This window comes from Burkholderia sp. WP9 (genome assembly GCF_900104795.1).
GTDB lineage: Bacteria > Pseudomonadota > Gammaproteobacteria > Burkholderiales > Burkholderiaceae > Paraburkholderia.
Window position 1 is genome coordinate 1,942,792 of sequence record NZ_FNTG01000002.1, and the last position, 22,412, is coordinate 1,965,203.

Sequence of the window (22,412 nt, forward strand, 5' to 3'; positions counted from 1 at the left end):
CATCATGTTGCTGCACATTCCGAATGTACTGAGCGCCGAGCAGTTGCGCGTCGTGCGCGAGCGGCTCGACAATGCCGGCGACGCGTGGGTCGACGGCCGCGCGACCGCGGGCTATCAGGGCGCACCGGTCAAACGTAACCAGCAGATTGCCGAACACACGCCTATTGCGCGCCAACTCGGCGACGTGATTCTCGCGTCGATCGAACGCAATCCGCTGTTCATCAGCTCGGTGCTGCCGAACCAGGTGTATCCGCCGCTCTTCAATCGTTACGAAGGCGGCATGCAGTTCGGCAGTCATGTCGACGGCGCCGTGCGAGTGCTGCCCAACGGCGTGAAGCTGCGCACCGACGTCTCCGTGACGCTGTTCATTTCAGACCCCGCAGACTACGACGGCGGCGAACTCGTGATCGAAGACACGTACGGCGTGCAGCAGGTCAAGCTGCCGGCGGGCGACATGATCGTCTATCCGGCGACGAGTTTGCATCAGGTCACGCCGGTCACGCGCGGCGTGCGCGTCGCGAGTTTCTTCTGGGTGCAAAGCCTCGTGCGCAGCGATACGCAGCGTGCGATGTTGTTCGACATGGACACCGCCATTCAACGGCTCAATGCCACCAACGCCGACGACGCCGCGCGCCGCAGCCTCGTCGGGATCTATCACAACCTGTTGCGTAACTGGAGCGAACCGTGAGCGTACCCGAGGCAATCGACATCCAAGCGCCCGAGGGCATCGACCGCGCGGCCCGCGAGCCGCAGCGCCTTGACGGCGGCGAGTTGAAGGCGCGCCAGCAGCGCTCGCGCCGCGCCACCTTCATCAAGTGGCTGCGCAAGGTGCATGGCTGGGTCGGTTTGTGGGGCGCGGCGCTGGGTTTGCTGTTCGGCACCACGGGGTTTCTGCTGAATCATCGCGGCGGTCCGCTCAAGGTATCGACCGGCGAGCCGCAGGTCGCGGTGTTGCAGGTGCCGTTGCCGCAACCGGCGCCCGAGACGCCACGCGATCTGGGCAAGTGGCTCAAGCATGAACTGAAACTGGCGGGCACGCCGGGGCGTGTTCAGAAAGAGCCTGCGCATCCGGTCGCTTGGGGCGAGCGCAGCGTAGTCCAGCCGGAGCACTGGCAGCTCAATTTCGCGTCGCCCCGAGAGAACACGTCCGCCGAATATTGGGTGGGCAACGGTTACGTGACGGTCAAGCGCAGCGAGAACACGTTCCTCGCGGTGCTGACTAATCTGCACAAGGGGGTGGGCTTGAGCGTCGGCTGGGTGCTGCTGATCGACACGCTGGCCGGTAGCATCATTCTCTTGTCCCTTACCGGCGTTCTGCTCTGGACGGAGTTGAACAAACGCAAGACCGTCGGCGCGGTGTTGGTGCTGGGATCGATCGTCGCCGCGGTATGCGTCGGATTGCTGTAAATGCCGCTGCGGGCAGGGCGTAATCCCGGAGAAATCCGCCGCCTTGCCTGACTCGCGCTCGGGAAGATCGCCTTTCCAGAACATTGCACCGAGGTACGTTTTACCGGCAGTTCAAGCTCCCCTCGCAGTATCCCTTCCACGCTGCCAGCGTTCCGTTCGGCACACGCTCTCCGGCGCGGCGAAAGGCCCGCTCCGCGCGTCGTCTCAACTTCCTCCGGCATCCGTCTACGTGCGAGAATCGCGCTACATCAATTGCGCGCTAACGTTGGCTATCCATTGGATCAGGCACCGCTTTTGCAATCGCGGTCCGCACGACTATGAGCCACCGCGTCGAGGAGATCGCGTTGAACGAGCCGGACCGCTTCTTATCGGATGCATTGCCCGCCGACCTCGCCGCGCCGTCATTCCTTGCCGGCGGCGGCGAACTGGGCGCGCTCATCCGCGCCTACGACTGGACGCAGACGGCGCTCGGCGCGCCCGACACCTGGCCGCAAGGGCTGAAGATCGCGATCCGCATCATGCTCACATCGCGTCAGCCGATCTGGATCGGGTGGGGTGACGAGCTGATCTATTTTTACAACGACCCGTACAAATCGATCATCGGCGGCAAGCATCCGGTCGCGCTCGGCCAACCGACCAAGGTCGTCTGGCGCGAAATCTGGACCGACATCGAGCCGCTTCTGAATACCGCGCTGGCCGGCGCGGAAGGCATCTTCGTCGAACAGAAGCTGCTTATCATGGAGCGCAACGGCTTTCCCGAGGAGACGTATTACACCTTCTCGTACAGCCCCATTCCCGGCGATGACGGCGAACCCGGCGGCATTATCTGCGCCAACAGCGACGGCACCGCACAGGTGGTCGGAGAGCGGCAGTTGGCGCTGCTCAAGGAACTGGCAGCGGTCAGCCCCGACGGCCGCGACTGGCGCGAAGCATGCAAGCTCAGCGCGCGTGCCTTGCAGTCTAATCTGCAAGATCTTCCGTTCGCCTTGCTGTACGCCGCCGAACCCGGCGGCGACACGGCCACGCTGGTCGGTTCGAGCGGCATCGAGCCGGATCACCCGGCGGCGGCGCGGACAATCAAGCTCGACGGCGACTCGCTCTGGCCGGTCGGCGACGTGATGGAGATTCAGGCGCCGCAGCTTGTGCGTGATTTGACGCAGCGATTCGGCACCGAGATGCCGCGCGGGCCGTGGCATCTCGCGCCGCAGCAGGCGGTCGTTCTGCCGGTGTCGCCCGGCGGCGAGGCGACGCAAGCCGTGGTTCTGATCGCCGGCCTGAATCCTTGCCGCCTTTTCGACGACGCCTATCGCAGCTTCCTGAATCTGAGCGCCGGCCAGATCGGCGCGGCGATCGGCTACGCGCGCGCTTATGAGGAAGAGCGGCGGCGCGCGGAGGCGCTGGCTGAAATCGACCGCGCGAAAACCACGTTCTTTTCCAACATCAGCCACGAATTTCGTACGCCGTTGACGCTGATGCTCGGCCCTCTCGAAGAACTGCTCGCCAAGCCGCAACTTGCCGCGAGCGGCGACAACGCGCGGATGGGCAGCGATATCGAGGACCGCGCGCTGATCGAGATCACGCATCGCAACGGCTTGCGGCTGCTCAAGCTCGTCAACGCGCTGCTGGATTTTTCGCGCATCGAAGCGGGCCGCATGCAGAGCCATCCGCAACCCACGGATATCGCGTCCTTCACGGCCGAACTCGCATCGCTGTTCCAGTCCGCGATCGAAACAGCGGGCCTGCGGCTCGAGGTCGAGATTCCGGCCGCGCCCGTGGTCGTGCAACTCGACCGCGAGATGTGGGAAAAGGTCGTGATGAACCTGCTGTCCAACGCCTACAAGTTCACGTTCTTCGGCACGATTCGTGTCGCGGTTCGTGAGGTCGTTGGCGGTGGCGTCGAGGTTAGCGTGACGGATAGCGGGATCGGTATTGCCGAAGAAGAAGCGCCGCGCCTCTTCGAGCGCTTTCATCGCGTGGCGGGCGCGCCCGGACGCTCGGTCGAAGGCAGTGGCATTGGGCTCGCGATGGTGCAGGAACTCGTGAAGCTGCACAACGGTACGGTGCGGGTCGACAGTGTGCTGGGCCAGGGGGCGTGCTTCACCGTCTCTCTGCCGCGTGGCGCCGTGCAGCCCCAGTCCGAAGACTCAGCCGTGCATGCCGCCATGAGCAAACACGCGCGCACCTATGTCGATGCCGCGTTGCGCTGGAGTCCGGAGAACGAAATCCTCACCGATGCGCCAATCGATGCGACGCCGGCCGGCGAGGTGTCGCCCGACGCCGCGCCGGTCACTGCCGCGCGGCTCCTGGTTGTCGACGACAATGCGGACTTGCGTGAGTACATGAGCCGCATCTTGCGTGCGGCAGGGCACGACGTGCGTCTTGCGACCGACGGCCAGGCCGCGCTCGAAGCCGCGCGCGAGGAGCGTCCCGATCTGGTGCTCTCCGACGTGATGATGCCGCGCCTCGACGGCTTTGGCCTGCTGCGTGCACTGCGCGCCGATCCGGACCTGCGCGACACGCCGGTGCTGATGCTGTCCGCCCGCGCGGGCGAGGAAGCGCGCGTGGACGGCATCGAGCACGGGGCCGACGACTATCTGACCAAACCCTTCTCGGCGCGCGAACTGCTGGCCCGCGTGTCGGGCAACCTGCAACTCGCCCGCTTGCGCCGCGAGACCGAGATGAAGCTGCGCGAGGAATCGCGCACGCTGGAGATTCTCAATCGCGTGGGCTCGACGGTGGCGGCCGAACTCGATCTGAACCGCGCGGTGCAGATCGTGACGGACGCGGCCACCGAACTGACCGGCGCCGCGTTCGGTTCGTTCTTCTATAACGTGCTCGACGACAAGGGCGGCAGCTACATGCTGTACACGCTGTCCGGTGTGCCGAAGGAAGCGTTTGCGGGCTTTCCGATGCCGCGCAACACGGCGGTGTTTGCACCGACGTTCAAGGGCGAAGGCATCGTTCGCGTCGACGACATTACTCAGGATCCGCGTTATGGCCATAACGTGCCGCATCGTGGCATGCCGGAAGGCCACCTGAAGGTGCGCAGCTATCTGGCCACGCCCGTGCAGTCGCGTAGCGGGGAGGTGGTCGGCGGCCTGTTCTTCGGCCATCCGGAGCCTGGCGTATTCACCGAACGCGCCGAGCGGATCGTGGCCGGTATCGCCGCGCAAGCGGCCATTGCCATCGACAACGCGCGTCTGTACCAGGCCGCGCAAAGCGAAATCGCCGAGCGCGCCAAAGCGCAAAGCGCGCTGCACGATCTGAACGAAACGCTGGAGCGCCGTGTGATCGAGACGGTGGCGGACCGCGACCGTCTGTGGGAGTTGAGCGAAGATCTACTGGTGGTGGCCGATATCGAAGGCCGTTTGCAGCGCGTGAGTCCGTCGTGGAGCAATGCGCTCGGCCATAACATGCATTGGCTCATGTCACGTTCCTACGTCGACCTGGTTCACCCGGACGATGTCGCGGTCGTCAGCACGCATCTGGCCGAATTGCGTCGCACGGGCGTGCCGGTGCGCTATGAAAACCGCTTCAAGCGGATCGACGGTACGTGGCGCTGGGTCGCGTGGACGCTCGCGCTCGATCCCGACACGGCGCGCATTCACGGCGTGGGCCGCGACGTCACCGCCGACAAGGAAACCACCGAGGCGCTGCGCCACGCCGAAGAAGCGCTGCGCATGGCGCAGAAGATGGAAGCGATCGGCAAGCTCACGGGCGGCGTCGCGCACGACTTCAACAATCTGCTGCAGGTGATAGGCGGCAATCTGCAACTGCTGGCGAAAGACGTCGCCGGTTCCGAGAAGCCCGAGCAGCGCGTGCGCAATGCGCTGGCGGGCGTGGCCCGCGGCGCGAACCTCGCCTCGCAGTTGCTGGCGTTCGGGCGGCGTCAGCCGCTCGCGCCGAAGGTCGTCAATCTCGGCCGCTTCGTGCGCGGACTCGACGACATGTTGCGACGCGCGCTCGGCGACGGCGTCGAAATCGAAACGATCGTGTCGGGCGGCTTGTGGAATACGCTGGTCGATCCCTTCCAGGTCGAGAACGCGCTGCTGAACCTCGCGATCAACGCGCGCGACGCGATGAACGGCCACGGCAAGCTCACGATCGAAGCCGGCAACGCCGCGCTCGACGACGCCTACGCCAAGCGCAACGCGGAAGTTACGCCGGGCCAATACGTGATGCTGGCCGTCACCGACACGGGCGCCGGAATGTCGCCGGAAGTGCGCGAGCGCGTGTTCGAGCCGTTCTTCACGACCAAGCCCGAAGGTCAGGGCACCGGCCTCGGCTTGAGCATGGTATATGGCTTCGTCAAGCAGTCGGGCGGCCATGTGAAGATTTACAGCGAGGAGGGGCACGGTACGACGATTCGCATCTATCTGCCGCGGGTGCGCCAGCAGGAAGACCTCGAAACGAATATCGACGCCGGTCCCGCGAAGGGCGGCACGGAAACGGTTCTGGTGGTGGAGGACGACGAGGAAGTGCGCACGACGGTGGTCGAAATGCTGTCCGATCTCGGCTATCGCGTGCTGAAAGCGAAAGACGCGCAAAGCGCGCTCGCGATCGTCGAAAGCGGCGTGCCGATCGACTTGCTGTTCACCGATGTGGTAATGCCCGGCCCGCTGCGCAGCACCGAACTCGCCCGCAAGGCGCGCGAACGGTTGCCCGCGATCGCGGTGCTGTTCACGTCGGGCTATACGGACAACGCGATCGTGCATTCCGGGCGGCTCGATGAAGGCATCGAATTGCTCAGCAAGCCCTACACGCACGAAGCATTGGCGCGCAAAGTCCGCTATGTGCTGCAAACGCAGAATCCACTGGCGGCCGAAATCGCCGAGGCCGAGCAGCATCTTCTTGAGGTCGATCCCCCTGCCACTCCGGATAGCGCCGACAGTTTCGCGGCTCAGACGCGGCCACGGATTCTGCTGGTGGAAGACGACGAACTGATTCGCGCGAGCACCGCCGAATTGCTGCGCACGTTCGACTTCGACATTCTGGAGGCCGAAGGCGAGCACGACGCCAGGCAGATTCTCAGCGAACATGCGATCAGCGTGATGCTCACCGACGTAGGGCTGGCGGGCAAGTCGGGCATCGATCTGGCGCTGGAGGTGTGTGGCGAGCGGCCCGATCTGCGCGTGATCTTTTTGACCGGCTACGACCTCGTGCTGACGCCGGAGCAGCGCAAGGTATTGCCGCAGGCCATCTTGTTGCGCAAGCCCTATGATCTGCTCGATCTCATCGATGCGCTGAAAACGCCGCTCGGCTGAGGCCGCCGCGTTAAAGCTGATGAAGCGGGCCGGCAGTTGCCGGCCTGTCAGCGGAGAAGGTGGCGCTCGCGCTAGAATTCCCGCAGACCGCCACAACCGTTGGCTCTGCCGGAATCCGCCGATGACCACATCCGATAACGCCGTCGACACCGCGCTCATCACGCGGCGTTCCATTCGCGCCTTTCTGCCTACACCGGTGCCACGCGGCGAAATCGAAGCCATTCTCGAAGCCGCCAGCCGCGCGCCTTCGGGTACCAACACGCAACCGTGGAAAGTCTATGTGGTGACGGGCGAGTCGCTCGCGCGCCTCTCGGGGGCCTTGCTCGCCGCCCACGACGACCCGCAGCGCGACGCGCTGTACCAGGAAGAGTATCCGTACTACCCGCATCAATGGGTGTCGCCGTATATCGACCGGCGCCGCAAAATCGGCTGGGATCTGTATGGCCTGCTCGGCATCGGAAAGGGCGACAAGGCGCGCATGCATGAGCAGCATGCGCAGAACTACCGCTTCTTCGGCGCACCGGTGGGCTTGTTCTTCACCATCGACCGGGTATTGGAGCGCGGCAGCTGGCTCGACTATGGCATGTTCCTGCAGGCGATCATGACGGCCGCGCGCGGACGTGGTCTCGATACCTGTCCGCAGGCCGCGTTTACGCCGTTTCATCGCGTGATTGCGGCACACCTCGGCCTGCCGCCCGAAGAACAACTGGTGTGCGGCATGTCCCTCGGCTTTGCTGACGAAAGCGCGCTGGTCAACACGTTGCGCACCGAGCGTGAACCGGTTGAGCGGTTCACGCGATTTCTCGATTGACGGCGCTTGATCCCACTTGATTGCACTTGATCGCGATCGAGGCACGCCTCCCACTTTCCATCGGACCCATATGAAAACATCGCGCCGCCATTTTCTGCTGCTGGGCGTGAGCGCGGGCTCAGCGCTCGCACTCGCCCGTACCGCTTTCGCCGAGACCGCGAATACGCTCAGCGAAGCCGATCCGAAGGCGCAAGCCGTCGGCTATAAGGAGGACGCTTCCAAGGTCGACAAGGCGAAATTCCCCGGCTACACCGCCGGACAGAATTGCGGCAACTGCTCGCTGTTCCAGGGCAAAGCCACCGATACATACGGCGGCTGCACGCTGTTCGGCGACAAACAGGTCGCCGCGCGCGGCTGGTGCAGTTCGTATTCGAATATGTGAACCGCAAGCGGCGGCGCGTCGTGCGATTCGCTGCGCGCCGCGTTCGAGGCGGTTAGCCGAGCGCGCTCAGCACCAGTTCGTGCGAATGGCCGATCCATACGGCGGCGTCGCGGTGATCGCGCAGTGCGTCGCCGGTGTTGGGGTGCAGGAAGATATCCAGCGAGCCGTGATTCAGCGTGAGCCAGCCGACCAGATCGGCGAACTGGTCCTGCGTAAATGCAAGCTGATACGACCACATGGGATGCGGTCCGACCGGGCGCTCGTGAAAGCGGCCCATTTGCAGCTTGCCGCTCCAGTGCGCTTCGATCTGCTCGCGGAAGGTCCACGCGGCGTCGCGGGTGCTCGCATCGAAGTACACATGGGCGTGCCAGCTAGCGATGGCGGAAGTGTCGCGAAAGGTCATGGCAGGTCCGTTACGTATCAGTCTTTATCCGACATTCATTCTGCTTCAATTTCCGCCGACGCGCGCGGCGCGCGCCTCATGTAAAACTGTCTCTCATCTTTGCCGACGATCTCGAAGCCGAGCCGCTCGTAGAGCCGCATCGCGGGATTGCCTTTGAGCACCTTGAGGGTGACCGGCAATGCGTCGGCCTGCGCGGCGCGCAATACCCAATGCAGCGCGCGTTCGCCGATGCCGCGCCCCTGAAGTGCCGGCGTGATCTGCAATTGCACGACGACCCATCCGGCGCCGGTGCGATGCGCCTTGAGCAAACCGGCCGGTTCGCCGTCGATGCAAATTACGCGCGCCGTGTCATAACGATGCAGCAGACGCGCGCGATGCTCGGTATCGTCCGACGGTTCGCCAACGCGCGCGAGGTGCTCAGTCATGGTCGCCTTGCGCAGATCGAACAGGAAGGGTATGTCCGAGTCCAGCGCCGGGCGCAGGGTGAAGCCGGGTTCTTGAGCGGGCATGTTGGTCACGTTGCCGGTGTGCCGGCGGCTAGTAAGAATGGTCGTGAATTGTCGCGCCAGCAGCGCTTTTTTACCACGCGGTTATGTGTGTGCCTCTCGACTTTGCAGTGCGCCGGTCGCGCCGATGCCGACAGTTGGCGGTCCGCGCCGCCGCGCAATCGCGTGCTGTCGCGTGGCTCGCCTCAGGCGTGATCGGCATTTGCGGCGCGCCAGTGGCACGGCGTCGTCAGGTCGCGTTGCAGTCGCCTCGGTTCACGCGACGCGTTGTGCCCTCATTGGCATGCGCTTTGCTTTTGCCTCATGCGCGAATTGCTGGCGCGGGCGGCCTCGAAGCCGGACCGTCAACAAAAATACGCCAACCTGGCATAACAACGAAAATGCTGAATACGAAACCACACATGGTCACGCACGGGGTCGACGGCGACGCGATGACGCTCGTCTTTTATCCCGACACCGGTTGTCTGCGCTTTGTCGATGCGCGCGGCATTTGCCACGAGCTTCGGCCGCCGCATTCCTGGTTTGCGATTTCGTCCGCATCGCGCGGCGTGCGCCGTAGCACGCAAGCCATGACGGAAGGGTTGAATGCATTGCTGCATGAGTTCTGCGCGAAACGTCCGCGCTGGTTGAGCGGTTCAGCGCGCCGACCGTCGCATGTGCCGTTGACGCTGTCGACGCACGCGCCGGTTCACGCGACAATGGCTCAGCTCACAACGAACGAGGCCGTGGCGCGATAGGGTGCATCTGATCAGCCGAAAAACTCAGCGCGTGGCTTTGCGTGCGTATTCAGTTTCTTCCGGTGTCGTTCGTTCAACACGGCGAGCGGCTTAACGAACTTTGCGAGGTGGGCTATGGAGATTATCGAGCTTGAGCCAAGCGTCTCGGCAGACGGACGCGCGGTGATTTTCCAGCTTTCGACGCGAGGACGGGACCTCGAGTGCGCCGTCACGCGTGAGGCCTTGGAGCAGCATTTCTGGCTGCAACGCGACGCCGGCGAGGAGCGCGTATTGAAGACTTTCGCGGACGGGCGCAAACGCATCACCGCTGTGGCGGAGAGAAAGATGCTGGCGCGGCCGGGCGAAAAAGTGCTGCTGACGATCAGCGACTTCGTCGCTCGAGGTTGATGACCCGGCCCGACGGGAGCGCGAGAGTTGTCCGCGCGGTGTCGCGTCGGTTAATCGCACCCACTCGAAAATGAACGAGCGACGGCGAAGGCGCCGTCGCTCATGTCTGAGGAAATCGGCCTGTTACGCCGATTCGCCAAACTGGCCTGCCAATTCCCCTCGCTTCGCGCAATTGCATTCGCAAGTGCCGGCATACACTGTTTTCCATGGCGCGACAAATCACCGAGCCCATCGACGCGGTCTTCCCCCGCGTTGTTTTGAACCGTACCGTTGATGGCAGTTTGCCGCGGTTGTGGTACGCGGCAGGGCAGTAAAGCAGTAGGTAAGAGAAGCAATGCAAACGGCGCGCGATCCATGAATTAGCGCGTGAATCAGCAGGGGGTTGCAGTCAGGCGATGTTGAAGGCGAAGGACCCGGCTGTGATGCAGCAGTAGTTCAAGAAACAACAGCTTTTCGCAGATGTAGTTCAAGTAGCAACTCTGTTAGTTTGTGGTGGTGAAGGTCGGCAAGCATCCACGCGCGAGTACGACTGTTCCATCCTGTCCGACCCTGTTCCTTCGCGGGAACAGGGTTTTTTTTCGTCTCGTTGCGCGGCAAGGCTTGCAATCGGCGGGTTCGAACCGATATGCCGGCGTTGCACTGCGTTTTTTGCGGCGGCACCGGACAAGCGGCCGGCTGCGCGCTGTGACGCACGCTGCATCTAAACAGGACTTGAGGTCGTTTAAGTCTGTCTTAATAGTTGCTTGCCATGATGGCCACACAGACTCGCTTCGGGCCTGTCGAGCCGCCGGCGTATCGGCGGCGATTGCCGCCGTTGAACGCAAGAATCCGGTGGCGAAGCCGAGAGTTAGAGAAGGAGGTTGAACCGATATGTCCAGTAAATCGCGAGTCCGCAAGCACAACCAGCCGGCCATGTCCCCGCTGTTGCGTGCGCTGACCTATAGCCGCACCGCTCATGAGCCGGTCACCGCGGCGATGCTTCTGCAGTGCTACACCGCCCTCGATGCATTCCGCCACGGCCACGGCTCGCGGAATCTGCACATGACCTTGAGCCGGCATTTACTGGTGTCGCAAGAGCTTGCGCGGCTCGGTCTCGGCGAGGACGCGATTGCCGACATCGAAAGCGCACATGCCGCGATGGTTCAACTCGACGCGCGTGAACTCGGCGAAGGCGCATGGGCTTTGGAAGACGGCGAATACGCCCGCTTGTGCACGGCGCTGGAGATTCTCGACGCGCAACTGTCCGTGGCATCGTTGAGCGAGATTGCGAGCGCGGAAGCGAAAATGATTGAAGGACTGATGAGGTCCGCGCAGGTTCAGGCGATTGCAGAAGCTGCTGCCTGAGGAGCAGGGTGGCCTGGTTAGGCTATTTCCTTTCTGGTTCGCGCAAATGAAACGCCCCCATGGGGCGTTTTTTTCAAACCTCGCATCGACGTGCGGATATTACGAGTCTCCGTAAGGCGCCCTTTGCGCAGCCATGACAGCGCCGCAACTGGTTTGCTGGAGTCATCCGCGCTTGTTAGACTGCCTCTCGCAAACCGGCCGTGAGCGCGATTTCTCCCTCTTACGCTTCCAGGGCGTTCACGTTTGCGACGCGATCAATCGGAGACGCCATGTCTTATATGCTGCTCATCGTCGAACCCCCGAACCAACGCATTGAACGCGGTGAAGCTGCGGGCCGCGAAGTCTACGACCAGATGGTCCGTTTCGCCGCCGATCTGAAAGAGCGCGGCAAACTGGTCGCAGTCGAGTCGCTCACGTCCTCTAGCGACGCGGTCCGAGTGCAGGTCCGCGACGGCCAGCCGAAACTGCTCGACGGCCCGTTCGCCGAGGCTAAAGAGATGATCGGCGGGTTCTTCCTCCTCAACTGCGATACCCGTGAAGAAGCCGTGGCTATCGCCCAAGCTTGCCCGGCGGCCACGTGGTGCACCGTCGAAGTCCGCAAGCTCGGACCTTGTTTCGCCTAGGCGATACGCGCATCGATAGCGTTGTCTCGGGGTTTTCCCTGGTGGGTCGGCAGGCGTGTCGATCCGGCCGCGCGTTGCTCGTCGTGTGAGTAAGAAGCCTCCCAGTTTGTGCGGCTTTCCCTCTCACAACGAATTGGAGTAACGGCGATGCGATTCATGATCCTTGTAAAAGCGACGGCCGCGAGCGAAGCCGGGGAGATGCCGGAAGCGTCCCTCATGGCCGCAATGGGCGCGTACCACGAAGAACTGGCGAAAGCCGGCGTGCTGCTCGACGCCACCGGTCTGCAACCGAGTTCTAAAGGCTGGCGCATACGCTACAGCGGCGGCAAGCGTTCGGTGGTCGACGGCCCGTTTGCGGAAACCAAGGAACTGCTTGCCGGCTACACGCTGATCCAGGTGCGCTCGCGTGAAGAAGCCATGGAATGGGCGCGGCGTTTTCCGGCGCCGTTCGGCGAGCAAGCCGACGGCGAAATCGAAGTGCGTCAGTTGTTCGAACTCGACGACTTCGAGCCCGGCCCCGAGCTGGACCGCTTCCGCGAACTGGAAGCCGGCAAGCGCTGAGGCGGGAACGGAAACGCGCTGAACGCGGCGCAGGGCTGCTGACGCGGCGCAACTGGCGCAACGTGCGCACTGAGCGTAGTGCGTGGTGAGAGCCGTGCGACCGCAACCTCATCAATGGACTCCATCATGCATAAGCAGATCTACGTCAATCTCGCGGTGAATGACCTCGAACGGTCGAAAGCCTTTTTCAGCGCGATCGGCTTGAGGTTCGAGCCGCAATTCACGAACGAGCAGGCGGCCTGTCTGATCCTCGGCGAAAACATCTACGCGATGTTGCTGGTCAAGGACCTGTTCAAGTCGTTCACGCGCAAATCGCTGTGCGACCCGAAGGAGAGCACGGAGGCGCTGGTGGGCCTGTCGTGTGAAAGCCGGGAAGAGGTGGATGCGATGGTCGCGCGAGCGCTCGCCGCGGGCGGCGCGATACCGCGCGCGCCGCAGGATTATGGTTTCATGTACGGGCATGGCTTCGAAGATATCGACGGCCACATCTGGGAGCTCATCTACATGGACCCGAACGCCAAGGCGGCGGGCTGACGCGTGACGACGGCAGCCACCCACCGTGCCATCGAGGCAGTCTGGCGGATCGAATCCGCCAAGGTCATCGCCCACGTCGCGCGAATCGTGCGTGACGTGGGGCTCGCCGAAGAACTGGCGCAAGACGCCCTGGTGGCCGCGCTCGAACATTGGCCCGACGCGGGCGTGCCCGACAATCCTGGAGCGTGGCTGATGGCGACCGCAAAGAACCGCGCCCTCGACCGCTTGCGGCAGGAAGCGTTGCATGCTCGCAAGCATCAGGAGCTGGGTCACGATCTCGACGCGCTGGAGGCTCATCTCGTGCCCGATTTCGTCGATGCCCTCGATGCCGCTCGCGCCGACGATATCGGCGACGATCTGCTGCGGCTGGTGTTCACCGCGTGCCATCCGGTGCTCTCCACCGACGCGCGCGTCGCGCTCACCCTGCGGCTGCTCGGCGGCCTCACCACGGACGAAATCGCGCGCGCGTTTCTCGTGCCGGAGCCGACCATCGCACAGCGTATCGTGCGCGCCAAGCGCACGCTCTCGGCCGCCAAGGTGCCGTTCGAAGTGCCCCAGGCGGACGCGCGCGCGCCGCGGCTCGCCTCGGTGCTGCAAGTCATCTATCTGATTTTCAACGAAGGCTATTCGGCCACTGCCGGCGACGACTGGATGCGTCCGGCGCTATGCGAGGAAGCGCTGCGGCTTGGCCGCGTGCTGAGCGGTCTCGTGCCGGATGAGAGCGAAGTGCATGGCCTTGTCGCGCTGATGGAAATTCAGGCGTCGCGCACGCATGCACGCACGGATGCGCGAGGCCGCCCCGTGCTGCTGCTCGATCAGGACCGCAGCCGCTGGGATCCACTGCTGATCCGTCGCGGGCTCGCCGCGCTCGACAGCGCGCATGCGTTGGGCGGCGCGAGCGGCCCCTACGCGCTGCAGGCGGCGCTTGCAGCGTGTCATGCGCGTGCGCGTCGCGCGGACGATACCGACTGGGTGCAGATCGTCGCGTTGTATGACGCGCTTTCACAGGTGGCGCCGTCGCCGGTGGTCGAGTTGAATCGCGCGGTGGCGGTCGGCATGGCGTTCGGCCCGGCTGCCGGACTGGAGATCGTCGACGTGCTGGCAACCGATGCCGCGCTCGCGAACTACCACTGGTTGCCGAGCGTGCGTGGCGATCTGCTGGCGAAACTCGGCCGCGTGGATGAGGCGCGTGCCGAATTCGAACGTGCGGCCGGTATGACGCGCAATGCGCGTGAGCGCGAATTGTTGCTCGAGCGTGCGCGCGGCATTGCACATTGAGTCTTGCCGCGTGAAGCGCCGATGCAAGCCGCCGTATCAGACGGCGCACGCCCTAAGCAGATAAAACTCCCGCGGGCCATACTGCTGCGGCGGGTCGCTGAGCGGCTCGACGAAGCGGGTGATGCCGATCCGATCGAAACCCGCGGCCACGCAGGCGGCCTCCAGCGCCGTTGCGTCATGCACCGTGAAGCCGTACTCGGCAAACGGCATCTCAATCGCGGCACCCGGCGTGATGGCCGCGATCACCAGCGTGCCGTCCACTTGCAACACGCGGCGAATCTCCGCCAGGCCGGCGGTCAGGTCGGGCCAGAAGCACGTACTGTTGATCGTGACGGCCTTGTCGAACGAAGCGGCGGCGAACGGCATGGCGGCGACGTCCGCGGTTTCGAGCCTGACCTGGCCGTCGCGCACGAAAGCCGCGTTGCGGCAACGAGCGACGGCGATCATGGTAGGCGATAGATCGATACCGGTGAAACGCAGCCTCGCGGCCTGATCGAGCACGTAGGCGATATGCCCGCCGTTGCCGAGGCCAACTTCGAGCACGCGCTCGTTTGCGTGCAGATCGAGCAGATCGAATGCCGTTTCGATAACCGCGCGATTCGAGCGTTCCAGCATGTCGCCGACCGCTATGCCGATCTTGCCTGCCGGGCAGCCGAGCTGGGGAAGGAGAATGTTTGCTTCGAGGTTGGCGGTCGTCACCTCGTCTGACGGATCAATAGTTTCTCTCACAGCGATTCCTCCATGACAGATCGTGCCGGATGTGACGTTCGCTGCAGGGGTGCGAACAGTAATACGGCATCCTTAATTTATGTCATGAAGCTGCGCCGTGCTTATCTCTTTATTGCTGGCGTTGATGGAGGCGAGACTGCGTGCAAAACAGTATTTAACACGCGTCTCGAGATTAGGGACTGCTGAAGCTATCGTATCAATTGACGCACACCCAACGCGACGATCAGCCCGCCGCAAACGCGGTCGATCCATGCCTTGCAGCGGCGATAGGCGCTGGCAATCCGCGCGTGCGACAAGGTGAGCGCAACGAACCCATACCAGCTGCTTGCCACCACGCACACCATGCCGAGCATTGCGGCAAACGTGCCGACGCCGACGTGTGCCGGCATGGCGGAGGAGAACACCGCGGCGAAGAACGCCATCGACTTCGGATTCGCGATGTTGGTGGCAAAGCCTTGCGCGAATGCCTGACGGAAACCGCCGCTCGCCGCATGCATGCTGCCAGCCGGCTTGCCCGCCGATGCATTGACGATCAGACGTCCGCCGAACCAGATCAGGTAGCCGGCGCCGGCCACCTTGACTGCCAGCGCGAGCCACGGAAAAGCCGTGAACACAATGCCGACGCCGAGAATCGCACAGCTTGCCCAGAACAGATTGACCAGCACGATGCCGCCGACCATCGCGAGCGCTTCGACTCGCGTCGCCGATGCGGCCTTATGCGCGACCGCGACGAAGTTCGGGCCGGGGATCACCACGCCGGCCACATACACCGAAAAAACGCCTAGAACGGCGGACCCATCAATCACGCTTCACTCCCTTCATTTGCGCCGCGCAGCCAACCACGGCGGCTGTGCGGCCCTTGATCCATCAAGCCGAGAAAAACGCCAGGGCGCCGGTGATCACGCCCGCTCCCGCCACCACGAACGAGAGATTGCGCAGCCACTTCTTGCGGGTCAGCAACGTGATCGCGCACAGGGCAATCGCCACCTGGATCAGCGTGGTGGCCTGTGCCCAACGATGATGGCCGTGCAGAAGCGTTTCACTCTTCACGTCGTTATCGACGACTTCCTTTTCTATGGCTTCGGCCTTCGCGCGGATCGGCTCTTTCTGCTGCTTGTATTTATCGACGTCGGCGAGGAATTTCGCATGCGCGTCGGTATTCGCGGCGGAGAGCGCCGCGCCGAGTTCGGCGAGGTTCTGCTTCTCGCCCTTCGCCTGGTAATAGTTCCACTGGTTCGACGCTTCGGTCTTTTTGATCGCGGCTTCGTTCTTGTAATACAGCGCGAGGTTTTCGCTGTTGCCGCTCTGATAGGCGCACAGCGCACCAATCGTTGCGAGGATGGCCGTGATCACGGCCATGCGGCTTGCGAACGGGTCCGCGTCGTGATGGCCGGCGTGTTCCACGGCATGGTCGTGCGGACCATGTACTTCGTATTCTTCAGGCATCTGATTCTCCGAGGCGAAGCTTTTCCTGTCATATCCGGGCAGCGCACGGGCCCGTCGGGCCTCAATCTTAGCGTGTGACGCACAGTGACGGAAAAGGGGATGGCCTGCAGAGCCTGAAGAAGTGTCCGAGTTGGCTTGACTCGATCGATGCGCTGACTTCAGCGCAAGCAACGCGCGGCGGCTGGAAGCAGGTCAGTGAACGCCCGCGGCCAGCCAGGTGCGGACGAACGGAATCGCATGTTCGCCGCCCAGCATGCCGAGCAGTCCGACCAGCGCGACGGTCGGCGGCGCGGGCGACTTCACTTCCATTACGCTGTAGAGGAGGCCGACCACCGCTCCGGCAGCCAGCGAGATCAAATACGCTTTCATGACTGTTGTACCCAGGTGAGAAGCCGCGTGACAGACCACTCGAAAAACCACGTGAAAAGCCACGTGAAAAGCGGGCCGCCACGCCCGCCGGCCGCGACGGCGACTACATCGTGATGACGACCCGGCCGCGCGTGCCGCTGGCGACGGCGTCGTACGCCTCGCGTGCGCGCTCGAGCGGGAAGGCCTGCGCAATCACCGGCCCGGTCAGCTTGCCGGTTTCGAAACCCTCGACCAGCGCTGACATCAACGGCGCCGAGTCGGCGACGCCGAGCTTCGCGCTATCCACACCGAGCAACTGGGTCTCGTTGTGATAGAAGTCGATCAGATCGAACTCGACGCGGCGCTTGGCCGTCGCGCTGATTTCCAGCACCCGGCCGCGTCGCTTGACGAGGGTCAATGCGGTCTCGAAGGCCACACCGCCGACCGTGTCGTACACCACGTCCGCGCCCGCGCCGCCGGTCAGCGCTCTCAAGCGATCGGTGACGTTTTCGTCGAGCGGCACGTAGTCGTCGATCAGGCGGCCCGCCGGCGTATCCGCATCGAGTGGATGACGGTCCACGGCGATCACCCGCGCGCCGTGTGCCTTCGCGATCTGCACCACCGCACCACCCACGCCGCCACCCGCGCCGATCACCGCGATGGTTTCGCCCGCTTGCAGATGCGCGTACTCGACCGTGCCGAGCCAGGCGACCACGAAGTTCACGCCTATGGCGGACGCTTCGGCGTGGCTCAGTGTTTTGGGTTTGCGCGAAAGCGCCGCGAGCGGCACCTTGATGAATTCGGCATGCGTGCCGTCGCGCGTGAAGCCGATATCGCCGCCGGTGCCCCACACTTCGGCGCCGAGCCAGTTTTGCGGACCGTCCACCACCACGCCGCTGAAGTCACGCCCTGGCGTACGGGGCAAAACCGTGTGCCCGAAATGTCCGGAGACGTTCTTAACGTCGCTCGGATTCACCGAGGCCGCCTTGACCTGCACGACGACGTTGTCCGCATCGGCTTGCGGCGTGGGCAGATCGACGTATTCGAGCACTTCGGGGCTGCCGAAGGATTTGAACTGGACGGCTTTCATCGTGCGTCGCTCCATGCAAGAGGGGTGCTGCTGGATTCCGCGCTATTTCGCGCAGCAGATTGAACGTAGTCTAGGTGACCGGCACAAAGGCGTTGAGACAAAGACTTTCGAATATCGGACAAGGCGTTGGGTCTGCATGCGCACGACGCGCAGAAGATACGCGCGACGAGTAATCAGCCGGCACGTGTGTTCGCCAGTTCGGATTCGCGTGCGGGTGAGACAACGGAAGCCGCTTCGCTCAATGTGCCGCTCGGATCGAAGCCAGTGGGCGGCGCGCCGAGTTCGCGGCGGAACATGTCGCTGAAGCTGCTCGGCTGAAAACCGAGCGAGCGCGCGACGCTGCTGACCGGCCGCCCTTCGGCGAGCCAGGAGACGGCCACCGCCAGTTGCACCTGGCGGCGCCATTCGGCAAAGCCGATACCCAGTTCCCGCGTGAAGAGCCGCGCCAGCGTCCGCACGCTCGCTCCGACCGAAGCCGCATGCTGCTCGAAACTGATGGCGATCGACGGGTTGTCGATCACCGCGCGGCATAGCGCCTCGAGCCGCCGGTCCGAAGCATCGGGCAGCGCGATGCGCAGCGACGAGCGCGGCGCGTGTCCGAGTTCCAGCATGGCGAGACGGTACGCGGCGTCGAGATAGGCTTGATCGCGTGCGCCGGTGCCCTCGTGTTCCGCGATCGAGGTGATCAGTTCGCGCAGCAGGCCATTCACTTCGAACACGTCGCTGCGCCGGCTCAGGTGACCGACGTTGCGCTCGTGAAGGTAGAGGTTGCGCATTTCCACTTCGCTCATCATGTGGATGGAATGCAGCGTGCCGGCCGGCAGCCAGACCGCCCGTTGCGGCGGCACGACCAGTGCTTCGCGGCCGACTTCCACCCACATCACGCCCGATACCGCGTACAGCACCTGCGCCCACGTGTGCGAGTGCGGGTCGATGCGCAGCCCGCGCGGATAGTGCCGCGCGAGCGAACGGGCGTCGGCGTCGTCATGCAGTTCGGGTGGGCGGGCTTTCGGCACGGCGGGGCGGTTCGGGTCGGCTTCGCGCAAGCGGATCGCGGACCGAGGCGGTCCGTGTTCGAAGCATAACGCGAGGCGCGGGCCTACGTATGTTTACGTGCCGGCCGGCGCGTTCAGCTGCGCTTAGGTCCGATGGCCCATCAACATCAACAGCAAGGACAGGGTCGCGACGGAGCCAACGGTGGACAGCAGGATTGTCCGTGAGGTGATGTGCGCTTCACGTTCGTAGAACTCGGCGAGCATGAACGGGCCGGTGCCGGTGGGCAGCGCGGCCAGCACGACGGCCATCTCGACCAGCGTGGGCGAGAGTCCGAACACGCGCGCCGCGAACCACCACGTCAGCGCCGGCTGCACCAGCAGCTTGACCCCGGTCAGCAACCAGGAAATGCCGCGTGTGCCGGCCTCGGATGGGCGCTTTTCCGCGAGGAACAAGCCGAGGCTCACCAGTGCGCACGGGCTCGCCGCGCCGCCCAATAGTTTCAGGAATGTCTCGACGCTTGCCGGCAACGCGACATGCAGGCTGGCGAACAGCACGCCCACAATCGGCGACACGATCAGCGGATTGCGCGCCAGCGAGCCCAGCACTTTCAACGCCAGCTTATGCGGCGTGCGCTCGCTCTGCAGCCCCACCTCGATCAGCACGATCGCAAGTGCGAACAGCACACAGGCGACGAGGATCGTGGCGATCGTGGTCGGCGTCTGGCTGGCCGGGCCGAACGCGATCAGTCCCAGGGGGAAGCCAATGTAACCGGTGTTCGGATACGACGCCGCGATTGCATCGACGCTTGCATCGGCGAGGTGCCGGCCGCTCAGCAAGCGTATCGCGAGAATCAGCACGAACACGCTGACGCACGCAATCGAAAAAGTAGCGACGAAGGCCGGCTGATAGAGCTGCTGCCAGGTGGCGTGCGCCATGATGTCGAACAGCAACGCCGGCAGCGCCAGCCAGACCACGAAGCGGTTCAGTTCCGAGGCCGAGTTCGGCCCGAGCACGTTGCGCCGGCGACATGCAAAACCCGCGAAAATCAGTCCGAAGACAGGAAGCAGGATTTCGAGGGTGGCTAACATCGGCGAAAAAATCTCGGGAAGACATGGCGATCCGCCAGCGTAGTGGCTAGCGTTGATACAATCCAATACCGTTTTTTGTGCCCGACAATACCTTTTTTGCATTGTCATTTCGCGCGAGAGCATCGTGATCGATATCAAGCCGCTGCGCTACTTCGTGACGCTTGCCGAAACGCGCCATTTTGGCCGGGCGGCGGCGCGTCTGAACCTGTCGCAGCCGCCGTTGAGCCGGCAACTGGCGGCGCTGGAGGCGAGCCTCGGCGTCACGCTGGTGGAGCGCAGTCCGCGCAGCGTCACCTTGACCGCCGCGGGCGAGCGTTTTTACGCCGACGCGAAGGCGATCCTCGCCGCCGTGGAGCAAGCCGTCAGCAACGCACAAGCTGCCGCGCAGGGCGATGCGGGCAAGCTCGCTATCGGCTTCACGATGTGCGCGGCCTATAACGTCGTGCCCGGCTATGCGCGGGCTTTTGGCGCGGCATTTCCCGAGGTCGCGCTGCACCTCCGTGAAGTCGTCTCGAACGACCTCGCCGAGCAGGTGCTCGCCGGCCATATCGACGCGGCCATCATGTTCCCGACTATCCCGGACAAGGGGCTCGCCACACGCACGATTCTCAGCGAGCCTTTGTGCGTTGCGCTGTCGCGCAGTCATCCACGATCGCGCGCGCGGCGTCTGAAGATCGCGCAACTGGCGGGCGAGCCGTTCGTGCTCGCGTCCGAGGACGTGGCGCCCACTTTGCGCGCGACGATCGTCGAGCATTGCCGCTCTGGCGGCTTCGAACCCGACATACGCTTCGAAGTGCAGTTGCAGCAAACAGTGCTGAGCCTCGTCGACGAAGGGGTGGGCGTGGCGCTGGTGCCGGCGTCGATGCGCAAGGCGCAACTCGCGGGTGTGGTGTTCCGGCCGCTGGTCGATGCGCCGCTGATCGAACAGGTGTTGGCGTGGTCGCCGGCCAATCGCAATCCGTGTCTGGCGCGCTTTCTCGAACTGGCGTGAACGCGGCGCTTATCGACTGGCGAGCGGGGTTGCCTGGTCCACGGCGTCGTCCGGATAGCGCAGCGCATCGCGTTTGATGAGCCGGCGGCACCAGAAAGTCCAGGCCGTCAGGCCGGCGTAGACGCCGTACCTCAGCACGTTGGAGGCGATGGCCGAGCGCGGGTCGTCTGCCCATTGCCAGACGATCAGACTGCGCAGGAGATTCTCGCCCGTCATGCCGATGCCCCACACGAGCGTCATCAAGCGGATATAGGCGACGAGCGTGGGACGCTCGCGCCAATGCCGCTCGAAGCTCTCGACGCTGCGATGATCCTCGCGCGACATGGTCGAGCGGCCGAGATAAAACACCAACGGCCGCGGCAGCGCGAGCGATATCAGGAATGACACGCCAATCATGCCGGACACCATGGGTTCTTCGATCGCGCGCTGCCGGGCGTTGCTGGCGAGGCCCGCGCCCGTGGCCAGTATGGAAAGCACGATGCCGACCAGCACCATCGCACTGAGCGCGTCGAAATGGCGATAGCGCAGCAGGTCCAGGCTCATCCACGCGAGCAGCGGCAACGCCGAGGCGGCTAGCGCGCCGAGGTGGCCCCAGTGCGGGAGGGCGAGCCGGTAGGCGAGCCAGGGCAAGGCGACGTTCACGATCAGCGCGGTGAGGTAGCGCAGGCGGTGTTTCATCGATAGACCGGTGGTGAGCGGTGCGACGCAGCGCATGCTGTTGTCGATGCGTCTATCGCGTCGACCCGTGTGCGCGGACGTATCGGGGAGTGTATGGCGAAGTCTCTTCTCCTGCCATAGCTTGCGGCGCGCTCGGTCCGGATTTTGGCCACGCCCCTCGCGCGGAAAAAATCTGCGATGATCGAGCGCACTGCCTGCCGAGCCACTTCAACCACGATCCGCTCTTACGCAATGTCTACCCGTCCGACGCTTCTCACTACCTCCCGCCTATCCCTACGCCCGCACACGCGCGACGATTTTCTCGATAGCTTTGCGATGTGGTCCGATCCCGAAGTGATTCGCTACATCGGCGGCAAACCGTTCACGCGCGAAGAGGTCTGGGCGCGTCTGCTGCGCTACGCCGGACACTGGGCGATGCTCGGCTACGGCTATTGGGTCGTGCGGGACAAGCAGAGCGGCCGGTTTCTCGGCGAAGTCGGCTTTGCCGACTACCATCGTGAGATCGAGCCGTCATTGATCGGCACGCCTGAAGTCGGCTGGGCGTTGGATCCGGCCGTACACGGCCACGGCTACGCAACGGAAGCCGTGCTTGCCGCTCTGGAGTGGGCCGATCAGCAGTGGCCCGGCGGCGAAACGGCCTGTATCGTCGCGCCGGAGAATCTGCCGTCACTGCGCGTTGCTCACAAGTGCGGCTATCGCGAGCAACTTCGCACCACGTACAAAGGCAAACCGACCATCGTGCTGCGTCGCGGCTCACACGAAGTCTGAACCGGCGCGCGACGGGCGTCGCCGCCGGGTGTGTCGCGCTA

At 64.0% G+C, this 22,412-nt stretch carries 24 protein-coding genes; 14 read left to right on the plus strand and 10 right to left on the minus strand.

Going from position 1 to position 22,412, the window contains the following annotated elements:
* Positions 1-4 precede the first annotated feature (4 nt).
* From BLW71_RS29825 to BLW71_RS29845, 5 genes are all read left to right on the plus strand, one after another.
* The gene (locus BLW71_RS29825) at positions 5-688 is read left to right on the plus strand and encodes a Fe2+-dependent dioxygenase (RefSeq protein ID WP_091805578.1); all 684 of its coding nucleotides are present in this window, start codon (positions 5-7) and stop codon (positions 686-688) included.
* Positions 685-1,407, plus strand: coding sequence for a PepSY-associated TM helix domain-containing protein (locus BLW71_RS29830; RefSeq protein ID WP_091805581.1), 723 nt, complete (start codon positions 685-687; stop codon positions 1,405-1,407). The genes BLW71_RS29825 and BLW71_RS29830 overlap by 4 nt, the downstream gene beginning before the upstream one ends.
* Before the next feature lie 317 nt (positions 1,408-1,724).
* Positions 1,725-6,671 (plus strand): response regulator, encoded by a 4,947-nt coding sequence (locus BLW71_RS29835; RefSeq protein WP_091805584.1) that lies wholly within the window; start codon positions 1,725-1,727, stop codon positions 6,669-6,671.
* 121 nt (positions 6,672-6,792) lie between these two features.
* Positions 6,793-7,482 carry a nitroreductase gene (locus BLW71_RS29840; protein ID WP_091805588.1) on the plus strand — a complete coding sequence of 230 codons (690 nt, stop codon included), beginning with the start codon at positions 6,793-6,795 and terminating at the stop codon, positions 7,480-7,482.
* Positions 7,483-7,552: 70 nt separating this feature from the next.
* Entirely contained in the window at positions 7,553-7,864 is a 312-nt protein-coding gene (locus BLW71_RS29845) for a high-potential iron-sulfur protein (protein WP_091805591.1), read from the plus strand.
* A 52-nt stretch (positions 7,865-7,916) separates the two neighbouring features.
* Here the strand turns inward: BLW71_RS29845 and BLW71_RS29850 are convergent, their stop codons facing one another.
* Together BLW71_RS29850 and BLW71_RS29855 are read right to left on the minus strand one after the other, a co-directional pair.
* Positions 7,917-8,267 (minus strand): DOPA 4,5-dioxygenase family protein, encoded by a 351-nt coding sequence (locus BLW71_RS29850; RefSeq protein ID WP_091805594.1) that lies wholly within the window; start codon positions 8,265-8,267, stop codon positions 7,917-7,919.
* A 35-nt stretch (positions 8,268-8,302) separates the two neighbouring features.
* The gene (locus tag BLW71_RS29855; RefSeq protein WP_091805597.1) at positions 8,303-8,776 is read right to left on the minus strand and encodes a GNAT family N-acetyltransferase; all 474 of its coding nucleotides are present in this window, start codon (positions 8,774-8,776) and stop codon (positions 8,303-8,305) included.
* Between the two features lie 398 nt (positions 8,777-9,174).
* Here BLW71_RS29855 and BLW71_RS29860 point away from each other — a divergent pair, with 398 nt between their 5' ends.
* The 7 genes from BLW71_RS29860 to BLW71_RS29890 all read left to right on the plus strand — a co-directional run bounded on the left by BLW71_RS29860 (position 9,175) and on the right by BLW71_RS29890 (position 14,237).
* Positions 9,175-9,510 (plus strand): hypothetical protein, encoded by a 336-nt coding sequence (locus tag BLW71_RS29860; RefSeq protein WP_177205141.1) that lies wholly within the window; start codon positions 9,175-9,177, stop codon positions 9,508-9,510.
* Positions 9,511-9,624: 114 nt separating this feature from the next.
* The gene (locus BLW71_RS29865; RefSeq protein WP_091805600.1) at positions 9,625-9,897 is read left to right on the plus strand and encodes a DUF1488 family protein; all 273 of its coding nucleotides are present in this window, start codon (positions 9,625-9,627) and stop codon (positions 9,895-9,897) included.
* Between the two features lie 870 nt (positions 9,898-10,767).
* On the plus strand, positions 10,768-11,241 hold the full coding sequence (locus tag BLW71_RS29870; RefSeq protein WP_091805603.1) for a hypothetical protein: 474 nt from the start codon (positions 10,768-10,770) through the stop codon (positions 11,239-11,241).
* 269 nt (positions 11,242-11,510) lie between these two features.
* The gene (locus BLW71_RS29875; RefSeq protein ID WP_091805606.1) at positions 11,511-11,864 is read left to right on the plus strand and encodes a YciI family protein; all 354 of its coding nucleotides are present in this window, start codon (positions 11,511-11,513) and stop codon (positions 11,862-11,864) included.
* Between the two features lie 147 nt (positions 11,865-12,011).
* A complete protein-coding gene (locus BLW71_RS29880; protein ID WP_091805609.1) occupies positions 12,012-12,425 on the plus strand; it encodes a YciI family protein in 414 nt (137 codons plus the stop codon).
* Between the two features lie 126 nt (positions 12,426-12,551).
* Positions 12,552-12,959, plus strand: a complete 408-nt coding sequence (locus BLW71_RS29885; protein ID WP_091805612.1) for a VOC family protein — start codon at positions 12,552-12,554, stop codon at positions 12,957-12,959.
* Positions 12,960-12,962: 3 nt separating this feature from the next.
* Positions 12,963-14,237, plus strand: coding sequence for an RNA polymerase sigma factor (locus BLW71_RS29890; protein WP_091805615.1), 1,275 nt, complete (start codon positions 12,963-12,965; stop codon positions 14,235-14,237).
* A gap of 36 nt (positions 14,238-14,273) precedes the next feature.
* On the opposite strand, the gene BLW71_RS29895 is transcribed toward BLW71_RS29890, so the two are convergent.
* The 7 genes from BLW71_RS29895 to BLW71_RS29925 all read right to left on the minus strand — a co-directional run bounded on the left by BLW71_RS29895 (position 14,274) and on the right by BLW71_RS29925 (position 19,934).
* Positions 14,274-14,966: a class I SAM-dependent methyltransferase gene (locus tag BLW71_RS29895; protein WP_091805618.1), complete on the minus strand. Its 693-nt coding sequence runs from the start codon at positions 14,964-14,966 to the stop codon at positions 14,274-14,276.
* Positions 14,967-15,154: 188 nt separating this feature from the next.
* Positions 15,155-15,772, minus strand: coding sequence for a LysE family translocator (locus tag BLW71_RS29900; RefSeq protein WP_091805621.1), 618 nt, complete (start codon positions 15,770-15,772; stop codon positions 15,155-15,157).
* A 61-nt stretch (positions 15,773-15,833) separates the two neighbouring features.
* Positions 15,834-16,412 carry a DUF4337 domain-containing protein gene (locus BLW71_RS29905; RefSeq protein ID WP_091805624.1) on the minus strand — a complete coding sequence of 193 codons (579 nt, stop codon included), beginning with the start codon at positions 16,410-16,412 and terminating at the stop codon, positions 15,834-15,836.
* 192 nt (positions 16,413-16,604) lie between these two features.
* On the minus strand, positions 16,605-16,781 hold the full coding sequence (locus tag BLW71_RS29910) for a DUF1427 family protein (RefSeq protein ID WP_091805627.1): 177 nt from the start codon (positions 16,779-16,781) through the stop codon (positions 16,605-16,607).
* 103 nt (positions 16,782-16,884) lie between these two features.
* Positions 16,885-17,850 carry a quinone oxidoreductase family protein gene (locus tag BLW71_RS29915; RefSeq protein ID WP_091805630.1) on the minus strand — a complete coding sequence of 322 codons (966 nt, stop codon included), beginning with the start codon at positions 17,848-17,850 and terminating at the stop codon, positions 16,885-16,887.
* Positions 17,851-18,023: 173 nt separating this feature from the next.
* Positions 18,024-18,866 (minus strand): AraC family transcriptional regulator, encoded by an 843-nt coding sequence (locus tag BLW71_RS29920; RefSeq protein WP_091809048.1) that lies wholly within the window; start codon positions 18,864-18,866, stop codon positions 18,024-18,026.
* Between the two features lie 123 nt (positions 18,867-18,989).
* Positions 18,990-19,934, minus strand: a complete 945-nt coding sequence (locus tag BLW71_RS29925; protein WP_091805633.1) for an AEC family transporter — start codon at positions 19,932-19,934, stop codon at positions 18,990-18,992.
* 124 nt (positions 19,935-20,058) lie between these two features.
* Between BLW71_RS29925 and BLW71_RS29930 the strand changes: the two genes are divergently transcribed.
* Positions 20,059-20,925 carry a LysR family transcriptional regulator gene (locus tag BLW71_RS29930; protein ID WP_091805636.1) on the plus strand — a complete coding sequence of 289 codons (867 nt, stop codon included), beginning with the start codon at positions 20,059-20,061 and terminating at the stop codon, positions 20,923-20,925.
* Positions 20,926-20,934: 9 nt separating this feature from the next.
* Here BLW71_RS29930 and BLW71_RS29935 read toward each other — a convergent pair whose 3' ends face one another.
* A complete protein-coding gene (locus BLW71_RS29935) occupies positions 20,935-21,603 on the minus strand; it encodes a VC0807 family protein (protein ID WP_091809050.1) in 669 nt (222 codons plus the stop codon).
* A gap of 231 nt (positions 21,604-21,834) precedes the next feature.
* Here BLW71_RS29935 and BLW71_RS29940 point away from each other — a divergent pair, with 231 nt between their 5' ends.
* Positions 21,835-22,371, plus strand: a complete 537-nt coding sequence (locus BLW71_RS29940) for a GNAT family N-acetyltransferase (protein WP_091805639.1) — start codon at positions 21,835-21,837, stop codon at positions 22,369-22,371.
* The last annotated feature ends 41 nt before the right edge of the window (positions 22,372-22,412 follow it).